Origin of the sequence: Thalassolituus marinus (genome assembly GCF_020320395.1) — a bacterium.
Classification (GTDB): Bacteria; Pseudomonadota; Gammaproteobacteria; order Pseudomonadales; family Oceanobacteraceae; genus Venatoribacter; species Venatoribacter marinus.
Map to the genome: position 1 here is coordinate 142,020 of NZ_JAEDAH010000020.1, position 26,516 is coordinate 168,535.

Annotated in this window: 20 protein-coding genes; 12 read left to right on the forward strand and 8 right to left on the reverse strand. The window is 52.4% G+C overall.

All coding sequences use genetic code 11. The annotated features are described in order from the left end of the window. Positions 1-277 precede the first annotated feature (277 nt). The 4 genes from I9W95_RS04990 to I9W95_RS05005 form a co-directional block, all read right to left on the reverse strand. The gene (locus I9W95_RS04990) at positions 278-1,432 is read right to left on the reverse strand and encodes a hypothetical protein (protein ID WP_225672468.1); all 1,155 of its coding nucleotides are present in this window, start codon (positions 1,430-1,432) and stop codon (positions 278-280) included. A gap of 99 nt (positions 1,433-1,531) precedes the next feature. Beyond that, positions 1,532-2,695 carry an SO2930 family diheme c-type cytochrome gene (locus tag I9W95_RS04995; protein WP_225672470.1) on the reverse strand — a complete coding sequence of 388 codons (1,164 nt, stop codon included), beginning with the start codon at positions 2,693-2,695 and terminating at the stop codon, positions 1,532-1,534. Between the two features lie 94 nt (positions 2,696-2,789). Further along, a complete protein-coding gene (locus tag I9W95_RS05000) occupies positions 2,790-4,463 on the reverse strand; it encodes a parallel beta-helix domain-containing protein (RefSeq protein ID WP_225672472.1) in 1,674 nt (557 codons plus the stop codon). Between the two features lie 273 nt (positions 4,464-4,736). After that, positions 4,737-5,747, reverse strand: coding sequence for an AraC family transcriptional regulator (locus I9W95_RS05005; protein ID WP_225672474.1), 1,011 nt, complete (start codon positions 5,745-5,747; stop codon positions 4,737-4,739). Between the two features lie 291 nt (positions 5,748-6,038). Here I9W95_RS05005 and I9W95_RS05010 point away from each other — a divergent pair, with 291 nt between their 5' ends. The 3 genes from I9W95_RS05010 to I9W95_RS05020 all read left to right on the forward strand — a co-directional run bounded on the left by I9W95_RS05010 (position 6,039) and on the right by I9W95_RS05020 (position 9,632). Next, positions 6,039-8,357 carry a YgiQ family radical SAM protein gene (locus I9W95_RS05010; protein ID WP_225672476.1) on the forward strand — a complete coding sequence of 773 codons (2,319 nt, stop codon included), beginning with the start codon at positions 6,039-6,041 and terminating at the stop codon, positions 8,355-8,357. A 392-nt stretch (positions 8,358-8,749) separates the two neighbouring features. Beyond that, on the forward strand, positions 8,750-9,112 hold the full coding sequence (locus tag I9W95_RS05015; RefSeq protein WP_225672478.1) for a hypothetical protein: 363 nt from the start codon (positions 8,750-8,752) through the stop codon (positions 9,110-9,112). A 121-nt stretch (positions 9,113-9,233) separates the two neighbouring features. Further along, positions 9,234-9,632 carry a hypothetical protein gene (locus I9W95_RS05020; RefSeq protein ID WP_225672480.1) on the forward strand — a complete coding sequence of 133 codons (399 nt, stop codon included), beginning with the start codon at positions 9,234-9,236 and terminating at the stop codon, positions 9,630-9,632. Between the two features lie 377 nt (positions 9,633-10,009). Here the strand turns inward: I9W95_RS05020 and I9W95_RS05025 are convergent, their stop codons facing one another. After that, the gene (locus I9W95_RS05025) at positions 10,010-11,005 is read right to left on the reverse strand and encodes a transposase (RefSeq protein ID WP_225672482.1); all 996 of its coding nucleotides are present in this window, start codon (positions 11,003-11,005) and stop codon (positions 10,010-10,012) included. Positions 11,006-11,049: 44 nt separating this feature from the next. Between I9W95_RS05025 and I9W95_RS05030 the strand changes: the two genes are divergently transcribed. From I9W95_RS05030 to I9W95_RS05050, 5 genes are all read left to right on the forward strand, one after another. After that, positions 11,050-11,574 carry a hypothetical protein gene (locus tag I9W95_RS05030; protein ID WP_225672484.1) on the forward strand — a complete coding sequence of 175 codons (525 nt, stop codon included), beginning with the start codon at positions 11,050-11,052 and terminating at the stop codon, positions 11,572-11,574. Positions 11,575-11,660: 86 nt separating this feature from the next. Further along, entirely contained in the window at positions 11,661-12,251 is a 591-nt protein-coding gene (locus tag I9W95_RS05035; RefSeq protein WP_225672486.1) for a hypothetical protein, read from the forward strand. Positions 12,252-12,347: 96 nt separating this feature from the next. Further along, complete coding sequence (locus tag I9W95_RS05040; protein WP_225672488.1) at positions 12,348-12,722, forward strand: metal-binding protein; 375 nt, start codon at positions 12,348-12,350, stop codon at positions 12,720-12,722. Positions 12,723-12,786: 64 nt separating this feature from the next. Then, positions 12,787-13,143 carry a hypothetical protein gene (locus I9W95_RS05045; protein ID WP_225672490.1) on the forward strand — a complete coding sequence of 119 codons (357 nt, stop codon included), beginning with the start codon at positions 12,787-12,789 and terminating at the stop codon, positions 13,141-13,143. 301 nt (positions 13,144-13,444) lie between these two features. Continuing rightward, positions 13,445-13,819 (forward strand): hypothetical protein, encoded by a 375-nt coding sequence (locus I9W95_RS05050; RefSeq protein WP_225672492.1) that lies wholly within the window; start codon positions 13,445-13,447, stop codon positions 13,817-13,819. Between the two features lie 9 nt (positions 13,820-13,828). On the opposite strand, the gene I9W95_RS05055 is transcribed toward I9W95_RS05050, so the two are convergent. Both I9W95_RS05055 and speA read right to left on the reverse strand, forming a co-directional pair. Next, positions 13,829-14,293, reverse strand: a complete 465-nt coding sequence (locus I9W95_RS05055) for a GNAT family N-acetyltransferase (protein WP_225672553.1) — start codon at positions 14,291-14,293, stop codon at positions 13,829-13,831. Positions 14,294-14,307: 14 nt separating this feature from the next. After that, positions 14,308-16,248 (reverse strand): biosynthetic arginine decarboxylase, encoded by a 1,941-nt coding sequence (gene speA / locus I9W95_RS05060; protein ID WP_225672494.1) that lies wholly within the window; start codon positions 16,246-16,248, stop codon positions 14,308-14,310. A 168-nt stretch (positions 16,249-16,416) separates the two neighbouring features. On the opposite strand from speA, the gene I9W95_RS05065 reads away from it, so the two are divergent. After that, positions 16,417-16,659 (forward strand): DUF2164 domain-containing protein, encoded by a 243-nt coding sequence (locus I9W95_RS05065; protein ID WP_225672496.1) that lies wholly within the window; start codon positions 16,417-16,419, stop codon positions 16,657-16,659. 24 nt (positions 16,660-16,683) lie between these two features. Here the strand turns inward: I9W95_RS05065 and I9W95_RS05070 are convergent, their stop codons facing one another. Then, complete coding sequence (locus I9W95_RS05070; protein ID WP_225672498.1) at positions 16,684-17,013, reverse strand: hypothetical protein; 330 nt, start codon at positions 17,011-17,013, stop codon at positions 16,684-16,686. Positions 17,014-17,197: 184 nt separating this feature from the next. Here I9W95_RS05070 and recC point away from each other — a divergent pair, with 184 nt between their 5' ends. From recC to recD, 3 genes are read left to right on the forward strand one after another with little or no spacing between them, the layout of a single operon-like run. Beyond that, the gene (gene recC, locus I9W95_RS05075) at positions 17,198-20,737 is read left to right on the forward strand and encodes an exodeoxyribonuclease V subunit gamma (protein ID WP_225672500.1); all 3,540 of its coding nucleotides are present in this window, start codon (positions 17,198-17,200) and stop codon (positions 20,735-20,737) included. Then, positions 20,734-24,549, forward strand: a complete 3,816-nt coding sequence (gene recB / locus I9W95_RS05080) for an exodeoxyribonuclease V subunit beta (protein ID WP_225672502.1) — start codon at positions 20,734-20,736, stop codon at positions 24,547-24,549. The genes recC and recB overlap by 4 nt, the downstream gene beginning before the upstream one ends. After that, the gene (gene recD, locus I9W95_RS05085) at positions 24,546-26,498 is read left to right on the forward strand and encodes an exodeoxyribonuclease V subunit alpha (RefSeq protein ID WP_225672503.1); all 1,953 of its coding nucleotides are present in this window, start codon (positions 24,546-24,548) and stop codon (positions 26,496-26,498) included. Before recB ends, recD begins: the two co-directional genes overlap by 4 nt. Positions 26,499-26,516: the final 18 nt, after the last annotated feature.

A 26,516-nucleotide genomic window follows, 5' to 3' on the forward strand; every position in this document is an offset into this window, starting at 1 on the left:
CCCTTGGGTTGTAAGCGCCTTTGCTTGAAAAATTAATTGTCAGTGACGTTTAAAAAATTCCGCCATTGGAATCGTTAATCACCTGATTTCCCGTTAGCGAGTATCGTGCCAATTTTTCAAAAATAGTCTGAGCTACTGATTTATATGGTTTTTTTGTTCGGTAACCGGATTTTCCGGGATTGCGGTTAATGGATTGGCCCGTATTGTTCCAGCCAAAACCGTGCACCGAAATCGGAAGGGTGCGCTGTTGTTGTGCAAACAGAGGGCAGAATCCGGCTCAACCGCTGCCGCATTCTGTTGCAGGAAGAGAGTCAATCCAGCGACGAATCAGTTCGACAGCCTCGCCATCGGCAACGCTGCGCCCAAGGGGAGGCATACGATCTGCAGCACCGTTCAGTTCCACTCTTAATGGCAGACTGGAATCTTCGCCGCGTCCTGGCCAGATATCGAAACCACCGCCGCGCCAGCCGTGGGCGGAATTGCAGACGCCGTGTGTGTAGTCGATTGAAGTACGGAAATATTCCAGACGTAATCCGGATAGCGCAGCCGCACCATTGTCTGAGTGGCAGTGGGCGCAGTTGATATCCAGATAAGCTTTGGCACGGTCCTGTAAGCGGGCCGTTGCATCCCGCCAGTCAGGTGCCAGAGGAAGGTGGCTGATGTCCACGGGCAGTTCTTGCAGCAATCCCTGATCTGACCACCAGCTGAGCTGGTTCTGAGGCGTCGCACCGGGCAAGCTGATCAGGCGGTTGAGGTGTCTGGCCTTGGGACCAATCGGAACCATCTGGCCATTGTCGTTGTGACAGGTGCGGCAACTGCCGTACGTGGGAACGCTGTATTGCACATCAATCGTCAGGCCATCATGCACCAGCGTGCGTGACAGGGTGTCACCACTGCCGAGGAAATAGCCATCGCCGAGCTCTGCGTGCCAGCGGTAGGGCAGGCCCAGCCAGCCATCGGCGCGGTGAATCAACAGGCGTACTTCGACAATTTCTTCACTGTCGAGGTCTGTATCAGACGTATCGGATGGCAGAGCAAAGACCTTAACCAGTACCGTGCCGACGGGAAAATCCAGCGGTCCTTCTGCTGAATAGTGTGCTGGTTGCACTTCACCATCGCTCGTCGGCAGAAACAGCCAGCGATATTTACGTGCGTGGTCGCTGAACAGCGTGGAATTCAGTCGGTAGGTAATACCCGGTGCCCTGGGGTGCAGCCTGGGCTCGGTCGGATCAATGAACAGGCCGTATTCGGACAGCCGGTGACAGGGTGCTGCATTCAGCAGAGCATCGGCATTAATCCCTGTAACAGACGCTGAACATTGTGGCGGGTTAACTGCCCCGGCCTCATAGGGTGGTTCAGCGCTGACGGTATGCTTTTCATTCGCAAAGCAACCGGTAAGCAGAGTAAATATCAGGAGAATACAAACACGCATAGCAAGGTCGGTGTGGGGCCCGCCGGACAGGGCGGACACCGTAGCAGATTCACCGGAAGGTGAGGAAAGCGGGCAGAGTCCTTCCAGCCGCTGCATTAATTAATGACAGGCCGGGTTATCCGCCAGACTGTTGATCCAGGCTTTGACCAGCTCCAGCCCTTCGCCGTGTACCAGATCACGCCCCAGTGGTGGCATACGATCACCGCCATCGGTTGCGGCCATACGCTGAATCATGATCGATTCATCGGCATTGCCAGGGTAGATAATCCACGACAGGCTGCCGCCACCGAAGGAAATCGGTTTCTGGCATACGCCATGGGCGTTCTGGTTGCTATCGAAGTCCAGTTCCCAGTAAGCATGGAAATTCGTATTGCTGGCATCACCGCCCGGTCGGTGGCAATGGCCGCAGTTGATGTCCAGCCAGCCTTTGGCATAGGTCTGCAGCTCACTTGGCGGTATTGCACTGAGATCGGTGGCATCGCTGAATTCGGGTACCTGATCAATGCTGTCGGCATCCGCTGGCAGGCCTTGCAATATGCTGGCAGCCATCCAGTGTTGCAGCTGATTCTCGCGGCCTGTGCTGTAATCGTAATCTGAATTCAGAAATCGCGCTTTCGGACCAATCGGCGTGAACACGCCTTCCGTCTGATGGCAGCGTTTACATTTCTGCGGGTCCGGTACGCCGTAGTCCATCGCATAGGTTTGCTCATTGTGGGTCAGTTCCGTGCTGATCAGTTCACCGTTCACGTCCAGCACCGCATCATTACCCTCGGCATTCCACACATAAGGAAGGGCAACCCAGCCACTTTCCCTGTGAACCAGTAAGCGGGTCTCAATCTGACGCTCATTGTCGAAACCGCGCTCGGCGGTATTGTCCGGCAGTGAAAATGTTTTGGTAATGACGGTGCCTACCGGGAAGTCGAAGGAATCATCCTCGCTGTAGGTGGCTACCGTATCCTGCGGTACAAAGACAAAACGGTATTTACTGGCGTAATCCGTAAATAACGGTGTCGACAGGGTGTAAGGAATACCACGTGGGCTTGGATCGGCAGTGGCATTGCACGGGTTGCTGAACAGCTGATAGTCCGACAGGTTGGCGGCATTTTCACTCAGCAGTTTTTCCCATTGCACGCTGGTTTCACCAGCCACACAGGTGTCGCTGACGGTATTCTGAGTGTCGCTGCTACTATCACCCCCACAGGCTGTCAGCAGCAGGGTTAAAGGCAGAGCCAGGCTCAATGAAAGAGATGCATGGAACGTCATCGTTCTTCCTCTGTGTAATCTCCGGGCTCAGGCCCGTTGTTATTCTGTGTGAAACAGGCGGCCCGCAGGCCGCCGGGTGGTACTGCGCTGATGTTCAGTCGGCGCTGCAATGGGTACTGCTGGTGTCATCGGCACCACAGCCGTAGCTCACGCCACGCACGCTGACGGTTGCCGCAGCCACGGTTACCGGGGTGAAGCCGGTGTTGCCACCACAGGTCATGCTGTCGTTGCTGGCAACAAAAGCCGGATCTGGCACGCCATCGGTAAACGACGCTTCTGCCGGGTTGGTGGGATAAACAGAGGCCTGGGTAACGCCGTCGCCATTATTGCTGGCACACACGTGGTCGCCATTGCCGTACTGAGCGAATACGCCGGTATCAGGAATCTGCAGGCCATCGCTTTCCAGACTGTTATTGTCGAGCGCAGCAGCAATCTGGTTGATGCCATCGGCGATCTGGCCCATGGAGCCAGCATTGGCCAGCAGCTCACCGATACCGTCATACAGAATATGTGGTATCTGCACGCCATAGGCGTTGTAACCTGTGATCAGATCGGTAATCAGCTTACCTTCCGGGGCGTAGATGCCTTCGGCCACGCTGATGCGGTTGTCATGCACATTGATACCACGCACCAGAGGACTCCAGCCGTCCAGATATTCCGGTGCGTAGGTGGCGATGTCGCCGTAGCTCAGAACTTCGGTGCCAACAGCCTGGTTTGGCTCCTGGGCAACTTTGTCGTCCGGAAGCATATATGAGGTAATCGCCACAGAAGTGGTCTGGTGGTCGGTAATATCGTTGTCGAAAATCTCAACATTGGAGGTCGACAGCACAATGACACCGGTGCCCGGTGGCACAATGTGAACGCCGCCGGCGAAATCCGACACGTTGGCGAAGTTCGGTGCGTTATTGGCTTCCACGGTGTTGCCGAATACGCGTACACCGTCACCGTAAATGCCGTTGCCGATCGGCAGATCGAAGATCAGAATGCCGCCGGTGTTGCCACGGGCAACGTTGTTATAAACGTCAGCATTTTTTGAGTTCTCAATCTCGATACCAGCAACGTTTTTCTCTGCAATATTGTTACGCACCACAATATTTTCACTCTGACCGACATACACCCCGGCGTCAGCAGAGCCTTTCACATAGCAGTCTTCGATCAGTACGTTAGAGGTCTCAACCGGGTACAGACCATAGGCACCGTTGCTGGCCTGATAGTCGGTTTCCCATACGGTTGCGACACGGCGCAGCACAATACCGTCGGTTTTCTTCAGCTTGATGGCGTTGTTTGGCGCTTCATACACACCAAGGTCTTCCATCAGAATGTCTTCGGTGTTGGAAATAAAGAAACCATCTGCTTTGTCACCACCACTGGTAGCGGCATCGAAATCAAGAATGGTCTTATCCATGCCGGCACCGCGGATGGTCAGATCAGTAACCATGCCTACCTGACCCAGAGAGCCATTGCCGTCGAAGGTCAGCTCTGAGCTGATTTCATAGCGGCCCTGCGGCAGCACAATGGTATCGCCGGTTTGTGCGGTATTAAGTGCGGTTATAAGTTCGGCCGCGACTGTTTCATCGCTCAGATCTTTCTTAGAACCAATACAGACAACGCGTGCCCCAGCTGCGCTGCTGTCTTCACAGCTGAATACTTTTTTAAGTTCACCACTGTCACTGCTGCTACTGCTGTCTCCACCACATGCGGCCAGCGTAATGGATGCCACTGCCACAGCGGCGGCCATCGCCAGACGGGGAGTACGGATATTTTCCATGTTGAGTACCTGTTTCTTGTTTTTTTGGATGACGGGGTCCGTCCCGCGAGGGTCTCAGAAGTTCTGCACATGAGATGCATTCCATGCGTTGGCCATCAAAACGGATTGCTACTCAGCGGTAAAAAGAATTCATGCTGCAATCTTTGGCAGCCACTGTGCATTTCATTAAAAGCCAGTAGTGGTGGGGCTTTCAGGTCATTTGAAGGTGGCTGCTGGGGGTGCTGTGCAAATTCTGAAATGCAGAATTTGCACAGCTGAAACAGATCGCTTTGGTCAGGAAACAGGCAGCTGGCCGCGGTGCTCGCGGTACTCAGATGGGGTCGTGTTGTGAATTTTACGAAACGCGCGGTTGAACGAACTCATGGTGCGGTAACCCACATCCAGAGCAATGTTTGTGACCGGTGTGTCCGGTTCGCTGACCAGGCGGTCGGCGGCTTCGCCAATACGCAGCTCATTGATGTATTCGTTAAAGTTACTGTAGCCCAGTGATTTGTTAATGGTTGCCCGCAGACGATACTCGGGAATAGCCAGTGCATCGGCCAGTACTGCCAGAGTCAGGTTTTCCCTGCGGTAGAAGCCCTCGTGCATCAGTTGTGTCAGCTGTTCCAGTTCTTCTGCCGGTGGTGGGTTGTTGCTTTCACTGCTGTCTGCCGATGGCGTCGTGTGTTGCAGATCTTGCTGTGGCAACGGCGCTGCAGCTGGCTGCCGTGGATCTCTCGGCATCAGATCCCAAAGGGCTGAGCGGCCCTGCAGCAGCAACCACGCCAGAATCAGAATGGCGGCATCAATAGCCATATAGCGTGATACTGCATCACCTATGCGCAGGTTAAAGCTGAAAATTCCCCAGCCGACGGCGATGCCGGTGGCCAGCATGACACCACCGCGCAACCGGCGCCGGGCTTCGACCAGATCGTCATTCCAGTGCACGATGACTTCCCACCAACCAATGATAATCAGCAGGTACTCGAGCCACTGAGGAATGGCCTTCAAAACCAGATGCAGCCACGGCGGCTGGCCAATCAGCAGGAACAGCAATGGGCCACAGAAACTGTAGAATGCCAGCCCCCAGATTAAAGAGCGGCTGGCATCCGGACTGACGAAGATAATCCGGCAGCACATCCAGAACAGGGCAGGTGTCGCGCTTTGAATGACAAATGAATAGCCTCGCCAGTCTTCCGCGATCCACTGGTGGAACAGGTGCATGTTGGCCGCTGCCAGTAACAGCACAAACAGGCGTGCGGCGACGGTATTGTGGAAATCGCGCAGAAGCAGGAGCGATAACATCAGACTGATTCCGGCGCCGAAAGCGGCGAGAAACAGCTCAAAAATAGTCTGGCTGGTCATCATGTTGTTTTTATTATCTGTCTTAAAGTCGGCCGATGGTCAGCCAGCTTTCTTAAAAACGCAACTGTAAAAGCGTTACAGATCAGGCCGTGTTTGTATGTGATCGTGCGGCAAAACCCCAGTAACTACAGGGCTTTGGTGCAGGAAAATACCGGGAAAATTCGCAACTCAGCCTTTTGCCCGGGGGCGTAATTTGGGACAATAACGGCCGTTTCTTCCTGGTCAGATCCTATGAGTCACCAAGCCACCAAAGCACCTGCTGCGAAGCACCTGTTTTCATACCACCCATACTGGGCCGAATGTTTCGGTACCGCGCCTTTCCTGCCAATGTCACGTGAGGAAATGGAGCAACTGGGTTGGGACAGCTGTGACATCATCCTGATCAGTGGCGACGCCTATGTTGACCACCCAAGCTTCGGCATGGCGGTGCTCGGGCGTCTGCTGGAATCCCAGGGCTTCCGCGTCGGCATTATTGCTCAGCCAGATTGGAACAACCCGGAAGAATTCAAACGCCTGGGTAAGCCGAATCTGTATTTCGGCGTTACCGCTGGCAATATGGACTCGCTGATCAACAAGTACACCGCCGATCTTAAAGTCCGCAGCGACGATGCCTACACCCCACACGGTGAGCCGGGTAAGCGTCCTGACCGCGCGGTGATTGTGTATTCGCAGAAATGCCGCGAAGTGTACAAAGATGTACCCATCGTAATTGGCGGTATTGAAGCCAGTCTGCGCCGTATTGCCCAGTACGATTACTGGAGCGATCAGGTGCGTCGTTCGGTGCTGATTGATTCCGGTGCCGATATTCTGCTTTACGGTAACGCCGAGCGTGCGCTGGTCGAGCTGACCCATGCGCTGGCTAATGGTAAAACCCTGGATGATCTGAAAGACCTGCGTGGTACCACCATTGTGCGTGATAGCACGCCTGAAGGCTGGACCGAAATCGACTCCACCCGTATCGACTGGCCGGGACGTATCGACGAAATCCCGAACCCGTACGATATGAAAGAGAGCAACAGCAGCAGCTGTGCCTCTGAGAATGGCGGCGCCGAAGACGACGACGTCATGCCGGTAAAAATCATTCCACTGCCGTTGCAGCGCAAAGTAGAACACGATCTGGATACCACAGTTATCCGTTTGCCATCGTTCGAGAAAGTGCGCAACGACAACGCCCTGTATGCTCACGCCTCGCGTATCCTGCATCAGGAATCCAACCCGTATAACGCACGCCCGCTGATTCAGCGCCACGGCACCAAAGAAATCTGGGTAAATCCACCACCGATTCCGCTGGAAACCGACGAAATGGATTCAGTATTCGGCCTGTTCTATCAGCGCGTACCGCACCCGAGTTACGGTGATGCCCGCATTCCGGCCTACGAGATGATCCGTTTCTCGGTCAATATTATGCGTGGCTGTTTTGGTGGCTGTACCTTCTGTTCCATTACCGAGCACGAAGGCCGCATTATTCAGAGCCGTTCGCAGGAATCGGTACTGAAAGAAATCGAAGAAATCCGCGATAAAGTGCCAGGCTTTACCGGCACCATTTCCGATCTGGGTGGGCCAACGGCCAACATGTACCACCTGACCTGTAAGAGCGAGACCATTCTTAAGAATTGCCGCCGCCTGTCCTGTGTGTACCCGGGTATCTGTAAAAACCTGAATACCAGCCACCACCAGACCACGGAACTGTACCGTAAGGCGCGGGCGCTGCCGGGTATTAAACGCATCGCCATCGCTTCGGGTCTGCGATACGACCTGGCGGTAGAAGATCCGGAATATGTACGCGAGCTGGTTACCCATCATGTGGGCGGTTTGCTGAAAATCGCGCCGGAACACACCGAACAGAACGTACTGACCAAAATGATGAAGCCGGGTATGGGTACCTACGACCGCTTCAAGCATATGTTCGACAAGTTCTCGAAAGAAGCCGGTAAAGAACAGTATCTGATTCCGTACTTTATTGCTGCCCACCCGGGTTCAGAAAACAAAGACATGATGAACCTGGCGCTGTGGCTGAAACAGCAGAAAATGCGCGTCGATCAGGTGCAGACTTTCTACCCTTCACCCATGTCGCTGGCCACGGCCATGTACCATTCGGAGCGCGACCCGCTGCACCGCATGAGCTACAAGTCGAAAAAAATGTTTATCCCGCGTGATATTCAGCAGCGTCGAGTGCAAAAAGCCTTCCTGCGTTACCACGATCCGAAAAACTGGCCACTGCTGCGCGAAGCACTGACAGAGATGGGCCGTACCGACCTGATTGGTAAAGGGCCAAAAGCGCTGGTACCGGCAGAAGAAGTACCGAATGGCCGCGTACCGCGTCCGGGCTTTAAAGCTAAAGGTGGTCAGGCGAAAGGCGGCCAGTCTAAAGGTGCCCAACCTAAAGGCGGCAACAGCAAGGCTAAGCCAGCAGCGAACGGCGTAACGGCTAAGAGTGGCTCAGCTAAAGCGTCAGGGCAGGGCAAGGCTTCCGGACAGAGCAAACCACTGCAGAACCGCAATGGTAACAGCGCTAAGCCGACAGCGCGTAAGCCACGCAAACTGCGTTGATTCCAGCGTTCAGACAGAGTGCTAAAACCAAAAGCCAGCAATGCAGATTGCTGGCTTTTTTGTTTGTGATCCTTATGTGGTAATACTCCTGCGGAGCAGATTTCCAGATAACTTCAACAGGTTGTCGAAAATAGGAAAAACAATGCGCGTTTATATGACGCTGGTGTGGCTCGCTTTGCAATTCGTCTGGGAAGAAAAGCATATATAAATCAGTGGGTTGTGGTTGTTTTTGGCGTGATAGTATGCCAAGTGTAAAGACGACACAGGTGTGTAAACGTGCACGCATACTTTCACACTGGCAAAAGGCGTCGCCTCAGGCACTTTTCATAGTAGTGACAGGGAGTTATGCTCGAAAAATCGAAAGGAAGCGGAGCGTCAAAGTGAGCACGCTCATGAATAAACTGTTATACGAGGGGAATATGAATCTAGCAAGTGAAGCAAAAGAGTTAGTCCTCGTACTGAATGATATTGTAGCTGGACTAGAAAGTTACAATAAAGATTCCCGCCAAGAATACACATCTAAAATGGCGGCTCGCTTAAAACCACTTGTTTCATCATTTGAAAATTTTGTAATTGTAGAAAAATCCAAAGAATCAGCGAAGCTACAATTAGATGAAATCAAAGAACTAATGCACAATGTAAATGGAGCTGCGACTAAAGGTGAAATTGATTTTGTTTCTGGAAATATACTCAATAAATATTGGGAGCTAAGTACAATATTCCAAGAAACAAGGTTTAGTCATGAAAAGTTGTAATCGTATAACAAGGCGCAGCAAGCCGACCTCCGGCAACTGTCACCTTTTGTGCAGAGCACAAAAAGCGCCAGTTACCTCCGGCGGTTGTGCGCGGCGTTATTTGTATTAACTGCGAGGTTTCATGGAAGATCCTGATAACGATTGGCGAATGGAGGATGTCCACTATGTTGCTGAAGATACTCGTCTTTCAGCAGGGCAGATTGCGCTGAGAGGCAGCCAAGTAACCCGCTTATCTGTTGCAAAGATCAATAAGAAGAAGACGATTCGAATATTACTGCCAAACTCTACAGCACTGTTCTTGAATGCATCTCGAAGAGCTTGGTTAGAAGCACAAGAAATTCGAAAGGCGTCTAAAATTGACCGTTCGATAAAAAAAGAAGTGATGTTTGTCACGACGAGGGACTCGTTCGACTATCTAGTAGGAATAAAAAGGACAGCCACTCTAAGAAAATCCATTTCGGCAGGGAGAAGTGCTGTTGCGCTAAGCCCAATCGGTTCTGGTTGTCATTCTACGGAGTAAGCCATGGTCATCAGTCTGAATTATGCAGTGAAACCTTGGGATTTCAGGCGCGCTAATCCCTCAGAGGAGCCTGATTTTTAGGCGATTACGAAAGAAATACTAGCCGAAGGCAGTCCGGCAACGATTTAGCCCAGGCGGACGCTGGTATTGTAGCCTCTCGCCAGAATAAAAAGGACAGCCACTCTAAGAAAATCGCCACTCTAAGAAAATCCATTTCGGCAGGGAGAAGTGCTGTTGCGCTAAGCACAATCGGTTCTGGTTGTCGTTCTACGGAGTAAGCCTGGGTCATCAGTCTGAATTATGCAGTGAAACCCTGGGATTTCAGGCGCGCTAATCCCTCAGAGGAGCCTGATTTTTAAGCGATTACGAAAGAAATACTAGCCGAAGGCAGTCCGGCAACGATTTAGCCCAGGCGGACGCTGGTATTGTAGCCTCTCGCAGGTAGAGCGTAATTTTTCTTCATTCCCAGCGAAGGTACTGAACGTATTTTCGAAGTGCTGTGTCATGCTGAGCCAGCGGTCTTCATCCAATCCAAGTCGTTCGAGAATCTTCGTGGAGCTGTCTGAAATAAATCCACGTTTGTCGTCGCGGATGATTCGCCCGGTTGCATCGACCAGTTCCAGATAGTCGGTCAACTTCATTGCGATGCCTTTGGGCATATCCTGGCGATGATTGCCGGCAAAGGGCAGCAACTCCTTGGGTTGTTGATGTAAATGATTAGGTGAGTGCGCTGTTTGTGCTTTTTCAGCTCTGAGTTTAATCGACGTATGCTCAGAGTCTTCTGGCGTTTTCGCAATACAGGCTCGAACGGGATTGAGGTCAACATAGGCCATACAGGCCATGAGTGCGGCTTCATCAAGCAATGCTTGCGATTTGAAACGTCCTTCCCAGAATCGACCGGTGCAGTCATCCTCCAGATTCGCTTCACGGGCAATGGACTCGTTCAAAACGCGCATAAACCAGCTGATGTCTGTGAGCCGGGAGCGCCACTCGGTGAGATAAATTTGCAGGCGGGCCAGATCAGCTTTGTTCAGTTCATCACCGCGCATAAAACGTTGAGACAGCAGGTTGCCTTTAAACAGTGAATGCCAGCGCTCTACGACTTCTTCATCGGTCCAGCGCTTGCTGGAATCAGAATCAACATACAGAACAACATGGTAGTGGTTGCTCATAATGGCATAAGCGGCAATCTGAATAGCAAAGACCTGTGGGAGTTCTAAGAGTTTATTCTCAAGCCAGCCACGACGATGTTCGTAACTTTCACCAGTAACTGAGTCTGTCCCACAAAGAAATGCCCGCCTCACACAGCGCGAAACGCAGTGATAGTAAGGCGTATCTTCAATAGATACCTGCTGCTTCCTTGGCTTTGGCATGGTCAGGTTCCGTATGCTGGTTGAATTTTCAGCGTAGGTGGTGATTGAATATTGATCAATCGGAAGAATGTGTTAGCGTGGGTGTCTTGGTAATGGTGCGTCTTGGTAATGGTGCGGACTATTTGGAGGAGTTGACGAAATCAGAGCGCCTGCATGAGCAGAGCTTAGTGGCAGTCATGAAGAATAGAGAAGAATATAAGGCCATCCTCTCTAGTTCAGCCAGCCAAAATCTGACAGAAATAATTGCCACGGTCATCTTGGCTTGGGAACTAGCAGACGGAGTCAACGGTATCGAAACCGGAGATGTCCTTGTTGTTGCATGGGAGCACCATCCCAGATTGGTAGCAAGCTGGTTTGGTTCTAAGCCTGAGTCAATGAACAGATGGCTTAGATCCCAAGACTTCCTATTTAATGGGCTTTCGGAAACAGGAAGCTTTGGGGAGGCAGAGAAGATCCGAATGAAAATAATAGCTGCTCTTGAATCAGAGAAGGTTAGTGGTAGTGAAACGATAGCGGCGTACCTTCAGGTGTTAAATAATTTGGAGGTTCCTAATTGGCAAAACAATTAACAAACAAGGGCAGCATTGCCCTTCGGGCTGGACGCGCTAGCGCGCGCCGCTGCTTTGGGCGTTACATTTTTTAGAGAGTATATTGAATGAATCAAGGAAGAACGGATCAATGCTTAAAGTCAATAAACTCACTAGCAATTAGCTTTCAAAGATACCCATTTAAATACCTTCTTGAAAGCGATATACAGTGTGATTTGTTTGGTAGATTGAGATTAGAAATCAATGAGAAAATATCAGTTCCTTCATCATCAGAAAGTGATTATACATTAGACCTGATTAACTCGGAATATTTAGATAGATTCGATTTGTGCTGTCTAAACGCTGATGTTATCGAATCAATGAGTGAAAGTGACTTTCAGCCAAATGGAAAGTATGATGAATATATCTACCACCTTCCTGTTTTATTGGCGATAGAGCTTAAATACATTAAAGGGAAGTACAGGCAAAAGGGTGACTTTCAGAAGTTTCTAAATGATGCCGATAAAATAAGAAATAGTAAATTCAGGAGTAAAGTTTCTAGCTCTTTGTGTATATGTTTTATTCAAGATGAGTCTGTCTTTAGCTATCACAAAAGCACTTATGGTAATTGTGTTTTTACAGAAGTTGACTCAATATCTGAGCTTGATAATTTATATGTAGTTACACCGAGTTCAGTGTATTGCGTAGTCAAAATGTAACAATTGGCTACGACCGACCGCAAAAACTGTCATTTGTTTTGCCTAAAAGCAGGAAAAACAACCGCCATTTTTTAAGGCGACTGAGCCAGGCGTTACATGCCAGGGGAAGCTATGTGCAATTGCAATGAACACCCCGCTTTAATTGATATCAGCAACAACCACTCTGATTTCAAATCAAAGCTAAACCAACTTGATGTTGGTAATTGGGTTTTGCTAATGCAGTGTCCTGAATGCAATCAACTCTACAAAGTCGATGAGTGGGATAAATATCAAACCTGCTATGCAGTAAAAATTCCCTCATCAGAAAACTGGGAAGCATTTGATAGTGAGTCACTCATAAAAGAGAAAATGGTTCAAAACCGTTGCGGTCTCTCCAGCGAATTATGTATGTGGTCAGGCTGTGAAATAAAGCAAGTGAAAGGCAGTGCTTACTGTGTTAACCACCTCTATTCTGGTGGCACTCGTGCGTAAGCATTTAACAAGACAAGATCACTGCACTAAAGCGCGCCAGTGCGCTCTGCGCTAGGGGATCATTATGAATATCGACAGCCTTAGAGAAATCATTCCTCTTAACGAGTCTGACTATTGTGAAGAGTGTCATAAAGAAAACCTTAGAGGCTGGACTAACTCTAATGAGCTTGAGACGAAGCTGCCAAAAATTGCAGAGATCGAGTCACTGAATAGCAACGGATTCGAAATCTATAAAAAAGGGGTAGAAAACCCTTTTTCGTTCGAGGCAACTGCTGCCCTCTCATACTATCCATACAACGGAAGTAGCGTATATCAGTGCAGCTCTTGTAAAGGCATTATCCTCATATGCTTAGAGACAGGTGGTCATTCGGCCAGGCATCAAGCACGCTGGATACCATCCAGCATCAGGCTGGAGCCCTAATAAACGCAATAAAGCCGACTCATTACGCGCTTGCGGGGTCGGTACAGGTCGAAAAGACTAGAAGGCGTGTGATGGGGCGCCTGGTTAGGGTCTATAAATGACAGAGAAAACCAGAAGTAAATACAATTGCTACATAAATAGCTTGTTCTGGGCTTCTGTGCTGGGCAGCAAGGACTATGAAAGGCCGTCATCGGGCCTACGATGCAGAGTTACAGATATTAGCTTTATGAAACCGATATTCATATGTTTTACCCTGGCTTTACTAGGGGCATGCTCATTTATCACTCCACATCAAAGTGGTTTGTATGACGCGTACCAGATATATGCTAATAGCGTTGATAGCGATAATGTCCGTCAGCAGGCAGCTGATTTCTTTAGCGAAAAGGTCATTGGCACTGTACCTCTGGCAGCAGATGCGTCGGTTGAGCAACTGCTGTTCCGTAACTATATGGCTGATATTCGTGATCATTATGAGACTGTGCAGAAGCAGTATGGCTGTTTAACGGTTAATGGTTATGACGACGATAAACAACCTGTTCAGTTTAATCTGGGCTATCGCTACCAGTCGGAACGTTGGTTAATTGATGATATTCATGTGCTGTTGCTGGATAGCGAAGAAGGCTTCGACAATAACTCGTACTGTGCAGAATATCTGAGAAGTACAACAGACAGTTAGATTGGCCTATTAACAATCGTTGGCTTTTATCGCTTTCATCATCTGCACGTCTTTATGCCGCCTGCGGCTTTGCTTTAATACGCGTTCTAAAGCCTCTGGCAGCCATCCTTCACTTATTAACTGAAATCCATTGCTCAGATACCAGTCATTCAGATGGGGCAGGGGGATGGTAAATAGCGGTGAGAGTGCCTGATCAGACGTCAGGTGTTTCAATAAGGCTGAAGCATAACCCTGTCGTCGGTGGTCAGGGTGGCTACACAGGTTGCGCAGCAGCCAGACGCTATCGTATTGCAGCAGGCGCGCGCCACACACCAATTCGTTTGTCCCGCTGCTATTCAGTATCAGCCCGCAGCGCTGGTCTGTGGGTGAGCAGCGGCCGCTATCACCGCTGGCTTTGTACAGTGCATTCAGTGCCTGCAGACTGATGTCTGCAGAAAACTGAATACTCAGGCTGTTATTGTCCGGGCCTTGCATCACGACGTTTGAGTTCAGGGTTTCTGAGGTTTCAGGTAGGTGTAGCCGTTAATGCAGGCTTCATAGAAATCTGTCCACTGCACACCTTCCCGCGGTTTGATATTACCTTCTGCTACCTGACGGTCGATCATACGTTTAACGTCCGATGCCATGGCCTGTGGGTTGTATTGCATAATGGTCAGAACGTCTTTTACCGATGAGCCATGCACCACTTCTTCGACGTAGAAGTCTTCCGGGTCGTCGTCGTAGCTGAAAATATGCACTTCGTTCAGACGGCCAAACAGGTTATGCATATCGCCCATAACGTCCTGATAGGCGCCGGTTAAAAACAGTCCGACAAAATAGGGTTCGCCAGCTTTCAGCTCGTGCAGTGGCAGTACCTGGGTTATTTCTCGCCCTACGGCAAACTGATCGATTTTACCGTCGCTGTCGCAGGTAATATCCACCAGAGAACAGCTGACATTCGGTTTTTCATTCATGCGGGTTAATGGGGCAACCGGCAGCAGCTGGTCAATCGCCCAGGTATCGGCTGCTGACTGGAACACCGAGAAGTTGCACAAATACTGTGACGATAATGAATGTGCCATTTCCTGCAGCTCATCCGGAATAAAGTCTTCATCAGCGTAATACGTGTGCAGGCGTTGCATGATCTGCCAGTACAGGGTTTCGGTTTTGGCCAGTTCTTCCAGGCTTAATACGCGCAGCTTGAAGGCATCAAGCGCTTGTTCCTTGTAGTGCGAGGCATCGTTAAACGCCTGCTGCATGGCGCGACGGTCGTCGCCATTCAGTAACGGATTTTCGGCAATATCACGCATATTGCTGACGATAATATGCTCGTCGTCGGCAGCACTGGTTTCTACGCCTGAGCTGTTGGAGCGGATTTCGCCCACCACCTGGGTGACCACACAGCTGTGATGAGCAGTAATCGCCCGGCCACTTTCACTGACCAGATCCGGGTGCGGCACGTCTTCCAGTTCACACACTTCTTTCATGCCGTTGACAATGCCCGACACGTATTCCTGAATGCTGTAGTTGCGTGATGAGTCGTTGGTTGAAGCGGTACCGTCGTAGTCGATACCCAGACCGCCGCCGACATCCACGTACTGCAACGGGAAGTCCATTTTATGCAGTTCGGCATAAATGCGGCCGCCTTCGGCAATGGCTTCGCGTACCGAGCGAATATCCGTCAGCTGACTGCCGATATGGAAGTGCAGCAATTTCAGGCAATGATCCAGACCTTCGCTTTTCAGGTAGCGTGCTGCATTAATAATTTCGGCAATGGTCAGGCCGAATTTGGCTTTATCGCCACCGGAGCTTTCCCATTTTCCACGGCCTTTGGCCGTAATCTTGGCGCGCACACCGATAATCGGATCGATCCCCAGCTCTTTAGCGATTCTGACCAGTAGCAGCAGCTCTGAGTATTTTTCGACCACAACCACCATGCGGTTACCCAGCTTGCGGCCCATCAGCGCCAGACGCATAAACTCTTCGTCTTTATAGCCGTTCAGTACGGTCAGTGAACCTTCGTTGGTATTCATCGCCAGCGCTGCCAGCAATTCCGCTTTGGAGCCAGCTTCCAGGCCGTATTGGAAAGGTTTACCGGCGTAGACGATTTCTTCCACCACTTCGCGCATCTGGTTGACCTTAATCGGGTAAACGCCGCTGTAGCGTCCCTGGTAACCAGCATCTTCAATGGCATCGGCAAAGGCGGTATTCAGCCGGGCGACCTGTGAGCGCAGAATATCGTGAAAACGCACAACCACCGGGAACTGCACATCTTTCTGCTGGATTTCGCTGAGCACCGCTTTAAAGTCGATGCGCACATCCGGGCTGTCCGGGTTGGGTGTGATCTGTAAATTGCCGTTATCGCCAACCGAGAAATAACCACCGCCCCAGCGCGAAACCCCATAGATTCTTTCGGCGTCTTCAATGGTCCAGTTGCTGGATGATGTCATTCTGTGCTCCTTATCCGATCATTCGTTTCGTCGGCTTAGCATGATCATGGGCGCCTTTCGCGCGCGATGGTGTTACCGTATCCCGCATAGCCAGCCTTGGCCAGACTTTTGTCGCCGCTTGCGCCTGGATTTGTTGTCGTAATCTGTTGATTTTGAAGGATGGACGTTATGGAGGGGATGACCTTCAGCCGTGAAGAAAAGGAACGTATGGTGGCCAAAGTACAGGCGTACTTTGAGCGTGAAATGGATCAGTCGCTGGGCGGGTTTGAGGCGGAATTCCTGATAGACTTTTTTGCCAGCGAAATGGGTGCTTTTTTCTACAATCGTGGACTGTACGATGCAGAAGCCGCTATTACAGCGAAGCTTGCTGATATTTCCGACCAGTTGCTGGAACTGGAGCGCCCGCTGTGATTACTGACAGCGGGCTGGATGGGGTCAGCAATGGCTCTTGTCGCTATTCGTCGTCTCACTGAGTGTTTCGCAGGTCTTTTCCACGGTCTTGCTCACTGTTTCGCCGGCTTTGTTGGCCGTTTCCCGGGCCTGGGTAGTAACCTTTTCGGCCATTTCTTCACTGCTTTGCTGCAACGACTGAGCACTATTGCTCAGGCTCTGTTTGCCCTGGTCGTAGGCTTCGCTGACGTTGGCTTTGGCCTTGCTTGCAGCATCGTCGATTTTCGCCCCCAGCTCCTGAGCTGAGTTGTTATCGCAGGCCGTCAGGGCAGCCGTCGCCAGCAGTGCAGTTAACAGAACGTTAATTGATCGCATAAATCCTCCATGCATGAGATTTCTTGTGGTTCAGCGGTAGGATGTCACTCGCTGTACCCTCTGCGGCTTGCAGCCGCATATAGTGCGACGCAATCCAGCGCATAAAGTTCAGTGTATCTGAAGCTCCTGGCAGCGCATTCTGGTAATCTGTGATCTTGTTTTTTACCGGCGCGTCAGGGATCGCATGTTCCGTCTTTATCATTCCAACGATCTCGAAATTCTTAAGGGTATTCTTGTCCATCAGATGCAGGAATCGCCCGTTGGCCCTTTTGGTCAGGAAGCCATTCTGGTGCAGAGTCAGGGCATGTCGCACTGGCTAAAGCTGCAGCTGGCTGATTCGCTGGGTATTGCCGCGCAGGTGGATTTTCCGCTGCCATCGAGCTTTGTCTGGCAGGTATTCAACCGCCTCAAACCGGAACTGCCGGAACGCTCCCATTTCGATAAACAGATCATGGCCTGGAAGCTGGTGCGTCTGTTACCACAGCTGGCGCTGACCGAGGGCTGTGAGGCCATTGCTCATTACCTGCAGAACGATGCCGATGGCGTTAAGTGTTATCAGCTGGCGCAGACCATCGCTGACGTGTTTGACCAGTATCTGGTGTATCGCCCGGACTGGCTGCTGAGCTGGGAGCTGGGTGATGATGAAGTCGCCGATACGCAGGTATCGGCCCATCCGTGGCAGCCGCTGGTATGGCGGGCGTTAGTGGCCGACAGTGCTGAGCTGGGTCATTCGCTGGATCACCGAGCACGCTTGCTGCAGGAACTGGAACAGCTGGTACAGGCCCATCCTGAACGTCTGGCCGATCTGCCCAAACGCCTGTTTGTATTTGGTATCGCCGCGTTGCCCGGCAGCTACTGGCAGGTGTTGCAGGCGATCTCGCCGGTGATCGAAGTGCATTTCTTTTTGCTCAATCCATGCAAAAACTTCTGGGGCGATATCGTTAGCGAACGGCAGAAAATCCGTATGCTGCGTGACAACCCCGAAGTTGAAACCCTGCTCGACAGCGGCAACCCCTTGCTCGCCTCCTGGGGGCGGCTGGGACGTGATTTTCTGACGCTGGTGCATGAAACCGCCGAACAGTTCGAAGGCCGTATTCAGGATGTGGATGCTTATCTTGAGCAGGATGGCGAGCCACAAACGCTGCTGGCACATTTGCAGCAGGACATTCTGACCTTAACCGACCGTCAGCAGGGCGCATTCAGTAAAGAGGCGCAATTACACAGCCGCTTTAAGCAGGGCATTGCCGCGAATGACGGCAGCGTGCGTTTAATCAGCGCGCACAGTCCGCTGCGTGAAGTGCAGCGCCTGTACGATCAGATTCTGCACTGGCTGGATAACGACCCCGAGCTTAAACCGCGCGATATCGTGGTGATGGTGCCGGATATCGACCAGTACGCGCCCTATATCGACGCTGTGTTTGCAAGTAGTCGTGCGCGCACCGAGCAGGGCGGTGAGTACCGTATTCCCTGGGCGATAGCTGACCAGTCGATGGCGCAGGAAGATCCGCTGATCGACAGCTTCCTTAGTTTGCTGGGGCTGGGTGAATCACGCCTGCTGATTACCGACGTACAGGACTGGCTGGATGTATCCGCCATCCGCAGCCGTTTTAATATCAGCGAAGACGATTTACCGGCGCTGCGCGACTGGCTGGCCCAGGCACAAATTCGCTGGGGCTTAAACAGCGAACAGCGTCAGCAGCTGGGCTTGCCGGCGTTTGAACAGAACAGCTGGCGTAAAGGCTTGCGCCAGTTGCTGCTGGGTTATCTGACTCCGGACAGCCGTCAGGATTTTATGGGCGATTTTCCGGTGGCGGCCACCGAAGGCAACGAAGGCGAATTGCTCGGGCATTTAATGGCCTTTATCGACGTGCTTGAACACTGGCAGCGTCTGTTTGCTGCCGGCCCGCGTCAGGTTGCGGACTGGTCTGCATCCTTACTTAGTCTGCTGGATGATCTGTATCTGGCCGACAATCTCGAACAGAACTCGCTGCAGCGTATCCGCGATGCCATTCAGCGCTGGCAGGAAGAATTAACCCTGGCCGGTTTTAACGGCGAATTATCCGCGCCTGTGGTGCGCAGCTGGTTTAACGAACAATTAGGGCAGCAGGGCGGCTGGCAGCGTTTTCTCGCCGGGCCGGTGAACTTCTGTACCCTGATGCCGATGCGTTCTATTCCGTTTAAAGCGGTGTGTCTGCTCGGCATGAACGACGAAGATTACCCGCGCCGGGTAACGCCGGTGGGCTTCGATTTAATGGTTGCCGGACGCAGTCGCCGTGGTGACCGTTCACGCCGTGAAGATGACCGTTATCTGTTTCTGGAAGCGGTGTGTTCGGCGCAGGATTATCTCTACATCAGCTACCGTGGCCACGATGTGCGCGAAAATGCCGAACTGCAGCCATCGGTGCTGGTGGCGGAGCTACGCGACTATTTGTGCGATGGTTTTGCCCTTGAGCAGGATCTGGATTTACCGCACCAGCAAAGCCGCCAGAAGATGTTGCACTGGTTGCAGGAAGAGCTGCCACTGCAGCCCTACAACCGTCAGGCATTTGCGGCTGATGATTTATTAAAGCGCCATGTGCGCAGCTATCAGCAGGTGTGGGCGGATGTCGCTGCTGAGCAGGGTGCTGGCCAGGAAACAGAAAGCGACCATTTCTTCAGTGAGCCGCTGGCTATTCCGGCCGATATCGATACCAGCGTGGTTGCCTGGGAAGACGTGAAGCAGGCCCTGGCAGACCCGCTTAAATATTTTGTGACCCGCCGCTTAAAAGCCTCGTTCGATGTGTATTGGCAACAGCACGAAACCGAAGAGCCCTTCGCCTTAAATGGTCTGGATTTATATCAGCTGAAAGACGACTGGCTGCAATTAGCCATGGCCGATATTCAGCACGGCCATAGTGAAGAATTAAGCGATGAGCTGGCCTTTACCCGCCGCCAGCAGGCACTGGGGCACTTACCGGTGAATGCGCTGGGTAAAGTCTGGAGCGATGATCTGATTGATTATTCGCGCCCGCTGGCGCAGAAGATCGTCGAGTTATCTGAATTCCGTATGGAAGTAAAAGCACTATCGGTGGCGCTGGAAAACTGCACCGTACAGGGCGAACTGCAGCAAGCCTTTGTGAGCCATGTCGGTGATGAGTGCGGTTATCTGCTGTATCACCGCGTCGGTGATATTTATGGCAAACATTTATTGCAGGCCTGGCTGGATGCCTTGCTGGTGGCAGCGGCCAGCCCGGGTAGCATCAGTCATGTCTGTCTGCTCGGTTTAAGCAAAGACAAGGGCAATACCTGGTTACGGCAAGTACAGCTGGGCCTGCCTGCACAGGACACCGCGTTGGCTTTAATTAAACAGGCCGTCGACTGGTACTGGCAATGCTGGTGTAAACCCATTGCCCATCTGCCCGATACCCTGTGGAGCCTGATACAGGCGCAGGAATATATTGGTGAGAAACACGCCGACGATGCTGATATGCAAGCCGATGCTATGCAAAAAGAAATCACTAATCTGGTGCAGCGCGAGTTTGGCGAACTGGCATCGCCTTATTTACAACGCTGCCTGCCGGATTTTGTCGCGCAGTTGCAAAGTCAGCCGCCCGAACAGTGGCTGGCTGAGCAGGGCATCTTGCTGACCAGCCTGAAAAAACACATAAAGACCGATGAATTGCATAAAGACTCAAGTGCCAGTGCCAGTGCCAGTGCCAGTATCAGTACAGGAGAGGGCGCATGAAAACCTTATCCATCGCTGATTTTCCGCTGTACGGCCAGTCGCTGATTGAAGCCAGTGCCGGTACCGGTAAAACCTTCACCATTACGGGCTTGTATAACCGCCTGATGCTCGGTCATGGCCGTCCACGTTTAGGCTGCGATCAGATTCTGGTGGTAACCTTTACCCGCGCCGCCACTGAAGAATTGCGTGGCCGTATCCGTCAGCGCCTGCGCGATACATTGGAAGATTTATTGTCGCTGGAAAATGGCCAGCCGATTGACGAGCAGCAGCTGCGCTATTTACAGCAGTTAGCGGCTGCCCAAAACAACGATGGCCAGCACAGCGAAGGCCAAAACAGCGATGCCCAGCACAGCGATATCGACGCTGTATGCCGTCAACTGAAACCCTGGCTGCAAAGCAATCTGGCATTAATGGATGAGGCTGCGATTTATACCATTCATGGTTTCTGTCAGCGCATGCTCAAACAGTTTGCTTTCGACAGTGGTGTGGTGTTCAGCGCAGAGCTAGTACTCGACAGCGACAGCTACCTGCAACAGGCCTGTGAAGATATCTGGCGCCAGCAGGCCTATACCCTGGATGAACCCCAGGGCCGTTATTTAATCAGCCGTTATGCCGGCCCGGACGATGTGCTGGCTAAAGTACGCTCGCGCATCAGCCGACCGGATATGACGGTCGTGCCTGCTGTTTCGGCGCAAGGATTAAGCAAAGCCTGGCACAATGCTGAAGCAGCCTTTATGACCGCCAAAGCCGCCTGGTCGCAAATCAGTGCGGCTGATGTGGTGCAGTTAATCGCCGATTCCGGACTGGATAAAAAATCCTACAGCAAACGCTTTGCGCCGAACTGGGTGGCAGAAGCGGCCGGCTATTTCGGCGGACGTTTTTATATGCCGGCGCCGAAAAACCTGTACCGTATGACACCAACCGGTATGGCAGAAAAGCTGAAAGACAGTGGTGAATTACCGCAGCATGCAGCCTTTGACGCCACCGAAGACTTTCTGCAGGCAGCCAATCAGTTAGCCCTGCTGCTGGAAGCGGCGTGGATGGATGCCATTAAAGAGCGTTATTTCGAGCTGCTGGAAAAAGCCGGTGCCTTAACCCCGGATGATCTGTTGCGCTTATTGGTCAATGCGCTGCGTGCCGAACAGGGCGAGTTACTGGCCAGCCATATCCGCCGTTTATATCCGCTGGCGATGATCGACGAATTTCAGGATACCGACCCGCAGCAGTACGAAATTTTTAACCGTATTTATCCGCCGCAAGATGATGCTGACAACGCGCTGGCGACGCAGGTAGGTCAGAAGGCACTGGCAGAAACGCATGGTCTTATCATGATCGGCGACCCGAAGCAGGCCATCTACGGCTTCCGCGGCGCCGATATATTTACCTACATCAAAGCCCGCCGTCAGCTGGACGAAGAACGCCGTTTTACCCTGGAAAAAAACTGGCGCAGTCATAGCCAGCTGGTGGCCGGGGTCAATCAGATATTTGCCGGCCACGACAGCCCCTTTGTGTTCGATCAGGATATTCAGTTCGTTAATGTCTCCGCGGCAGGTAAACCGGACGGCCGGCCACTGAAAATTGGCGATGAAGAACAAACGCCGCTGCAGCTGTGGCATGACGGCGAAGAATATTCCCGTGCCCGGGCGCAATTCAGTGCCGCAGAACAGTGTGCAGAAAAAATTGATGCCTTAATGCACGGTGATGCGACGCTGGGTGATGAGCCGGTGCAGGCACGCGATATTGCCGTGCTGGTACGCAGCCGCAAGCAGGCGGGATTAATCCGCGAGGCGTTATCCGCGCGCCAGATCGGCAGTGTGTTTTTAACCCGCGACAGCGTCTACGATAGTCTCGAAGCGCGGGATTTATTTGCCTGGTTGCAGGCGGTAGCTCATCCCAGTGATGAGCGTGCATTGCGTACCGCCATGGCCACCGAAACCCAGGGCTTAACCGCAGCGCAACTGGATGCCCTGTTAAACGATGAGCAGGCGTGGGAACGCACGCTGGAGCAAAACCACAGTTACCATCAGCTATGGCAGCGTCGCGGTGTGATGGCAGCCATTATGCAATGGCTGGAAGAAGACGGCCGTGCACAGCGTTTACGTCGTCATCAGGATGGCGAACGCCGCATTACCAACCTGATGCACTTAGGTGAATTGCTGCAAAGTGCTGCCCGCCGTTTGCGCGGCCACGAAGCGCTGTTGCGCTGGTTTGGTGAGCATATTTTCTCGGATAACCGCAGCGGCGACGAAGCACAGCTGCGCCTTGAGAGCGATGCCAATCTGGTCACCATTGTCACTATCCATAAATCCAAGGGTCTGGAATATCCGCTGGTGTTCCTGCCGTTCCTGTGGGACGACAGTTATCTGCCAAACCCGAAAAGCGATACCCAGTATTTCAGTGAAACGGACGGCATGGTGCTCAATCTGGAACCGGATGACGAAGCCAAAGCACTGGCTGTACGCGATTCTCTAGCCGAGTCTCTGCGCTTGCTGTACGTGGCCTTAACCCGTGCCGTGCAGGGCTGTTTTATCTGGCTGACCGATGCGGTGGATGGCAAAAGTAAAAAAGAGAAAAAATCCCGCATTGCGCAAACCGCACTCGGCTATTTACTGGCCGTGGACAATGATCCTGACTGGGCTGGCTTAAAACAGTCAGCCAGTGGCGAATGTTTAATTACCGATTTGCCAGAGTGGCCGACAGATGAACTGCGTCGCCGGGCTGTTGTTCAGGAAGCGCCACAGGCGGCAGTGTGCCAGCCACATAGCTGGGATAGCTGGCGGGTAAGCAGTTACAGTCAGTTAACCGCCGATGATCATAGTGGGCATACTGCTCACGATGATGTGCTGGTGATGGATGAAAGCAGTGAGCAAACAGATAGCGATGAATCGGTTTCCGAATTTGTTGACGCAGCGCTGCTGAACGAAATCAGCGAGCGTGAATTTGATGCCACAGCAGCGGCCCTGACCTTTGCTAAAGGCGCAAACGCCGGTACTTGTCTGCACGCTATTTTTGAGCACTGGGATTTTGTTGATAGCGAAGCGCTGCATAGCATTACTGAACGTGAACTGAGCCATTATGGTTTAGCGCTCAGTGAGGATGAAGTCGGCGCTGAGGAAAAACAAAAGCAGATCGATGAGGTTGCCGGCTGGATGCAGGCGGTGGTGAACAGCCCGCTGATGAATGATCAGGGCGAGCAATTCAGCCTAGCGGATATTTCTGCCGCCAACCGCCTGGATGAAATGGAGTTTTATCTGCCGGTGCAGCAGTTGCAGGCGGCGGATATTAATCGCCTGTTAGCCGACCCGGCGAAAGGCGGACGCTTCCACTTCGATACCCTGAGCGGCTATTTAAAAGGCTTTATCGACCTTATTTTCTGCCATAACGGCCGTTATTACGTGGCGGACTATAAATCCAATCATCTGGGGTTCAGCATCAACGACTACACCCCGGCGGCCTTAATCGTGGCGATGGCTGATCATCAGTATGACTTGCAGGCCTGGCTCTATACCGTCGCGCTCGATCAGCTGCTGCGCCAGCGCTTGCCCGGTTACGACCCGGCTCAGCATCTGGGCGGCGTGTATTATTTCTGGCTGCGCGGTATGCACCTGGGTGACAGCGCACCGCGTTTACTCGCCGATGACTCTGCCGCTTCACAGCAGGATTTATTTGCCGCACCGGCGCTGACTCAGGTGCCGGGCGTGTATTACCACGCCGTTGACATTGAAGCGTTGCAACGCTGGCGACAGGTGCTGTTGCCGGATGCTGTGTGCACGCGTAACAGCTCAGATAACAAAGCGGAGGCCGGCGTATGAATCCGCTGTTGCTGCAATATCTGCCTGACATTGAAGTGAAAAACCTGCGTGATATTGATCGTCAGGTGGCCAGTCAGGTTCTGCAGTGGGAAGTGCAGGCCGCAGCTGATACTGAACCACAAACACTGCTGTGTTTGGCCGTGGCGTCGGTAATGGTCAGTGTCGCGTTGGGTAAGGGGCAGGTGTGTCTGCCGCTGACATCCTGTGCCTTGCCCGAATGGCGCGAGTTCTGGCAGGAACATTCGTTACTGGCCAGTTCGCAGTTGGCTGATTGCCGTACTGTGTATGTGGCAGACGCCAAGCTGAAAACAGCCGTTGGCGATTTTCACGATTACGCTCAGCAGCCATTGGTGCTGCACGGCAATAACCTTTATCTGGCGCGTTACTTTTTCTATGAACGTGGTGTATTAACCCAGATTCACCAGCGTTTGGCGCTGCAGCCGGAATTAAACGATGCCGAGCTGAGTCACACGCTGATGCAATTATTTGGTGAACCGGCTGCTGTTAATTCGGACGCTGATTCAACAGCCGTGATTGACTGGCAGAAAGTCGCTGCCGCCAGTGCCTGTAGCCGCAATTTTGCCGTGATTACCGGCGGTCCGGGCACGGGTAAAACCACCACGGTGACACGCCTGCTCAGTGCTTTGCTGAGTCAGAACCCGCAGATGTCGATTGCGCTGGCCGCACCGACCGGTAAAGCGGCTGCACGCATGACGGAATCTATTCGTGGGGCCAAATTACGCGCCCAGCAAAGCAGTGAAACATCGCTGCCTTTTGCCGAACAAATTCCGGACGACAGCTTTACCCTGCATCGCTTACTGGGGTGGTCGCCACGGGGTTTTCGTTACAACGCCAATCGCCATTTACCATTCGATTGTGTGGTGGTGGATGAAGCATCGATGGTCGATTTGCCGATGATGTATCACCTGTTCCAGGCATTGGCCGCCGATACCCGTTTAATTCTGCTCGGTGACCGCGATCAGTTAGCTTCGGTAGAAGCCGGTAGTGTGCTGGCGGATTTATGTGATGCCGGTGTGCAGCATGGCCCGGACGCCGGCTTCGCTCAGCGTCTGCAGCAACTGACTGGCTTTGATTTAGCGTCGGTAACGGAAGAGCCGGTAAGCCCGATGCAGAATGCCGTGGCGTCACTGCGGGTATCCCATCGCTTTACTGCCGATAGTGGTATCGGTCAGTTAGCGGCTGCGGTTAATAACAGCGCCCAGCAACGGGCAGATGAAGTGCTGCGTACCTTTGAAGATGTGCGTTTTGTCGGTGTCAGTCCGCTGGCCGAACAACCTTTCTGGCAACAATCTCAATGGCAGCAGACGCTGGTCGATGGCTACCGTGATTACGCCGAAGCGTTACGCGCTTTTGCCGCGAATAAAGCCGATGCGAATGATGTGTTCAGCGCCTTTAATCGTTTTCAGATTCTGGTGGCGCTGCGCCAGGGCCCGTATGGTGTTGAACAGGTGAATCAGCGTGCTGAGCGTTTGTTGCAGGCGGCGGGCTTAATCGATACCCGTGCGTCAGCGTCCGGCTGGTACGCAGGTCGCCCGGTAATGATCAGCCGTAACGAATACGATCTTGGTTTGTTTAATGGCGACATTGGTATTGCCTTGCCTGTGACAGACGAGCAGGGTAAACCGACTTTAAAAGTCGCCTTCCCCGATGCCGACGGTGGCGTCCGTTATTTATTACCAAGCCGATTGCCTGCCCACGAAACCGCCTTTGCCATGACGGTGCATAAGAGCCAGGGCTCGGAGTTTGATCATCTGTGTCTGTTGTTACCGGAGCAGTGGCAGAGCGTGATTACCCGCGAGCTGATTTATACGGCCATTACCCGGGCGAAGAAAACCTTCACCCTGTTTTCTGGTCACAACTGTTGGCAGCAAGGCCTGGCGACCCGCGTTCAGCGCGCCAGTGGTCTGCGTGATGCCTTGTGGCAGTGAATACACCGACGTCTCATT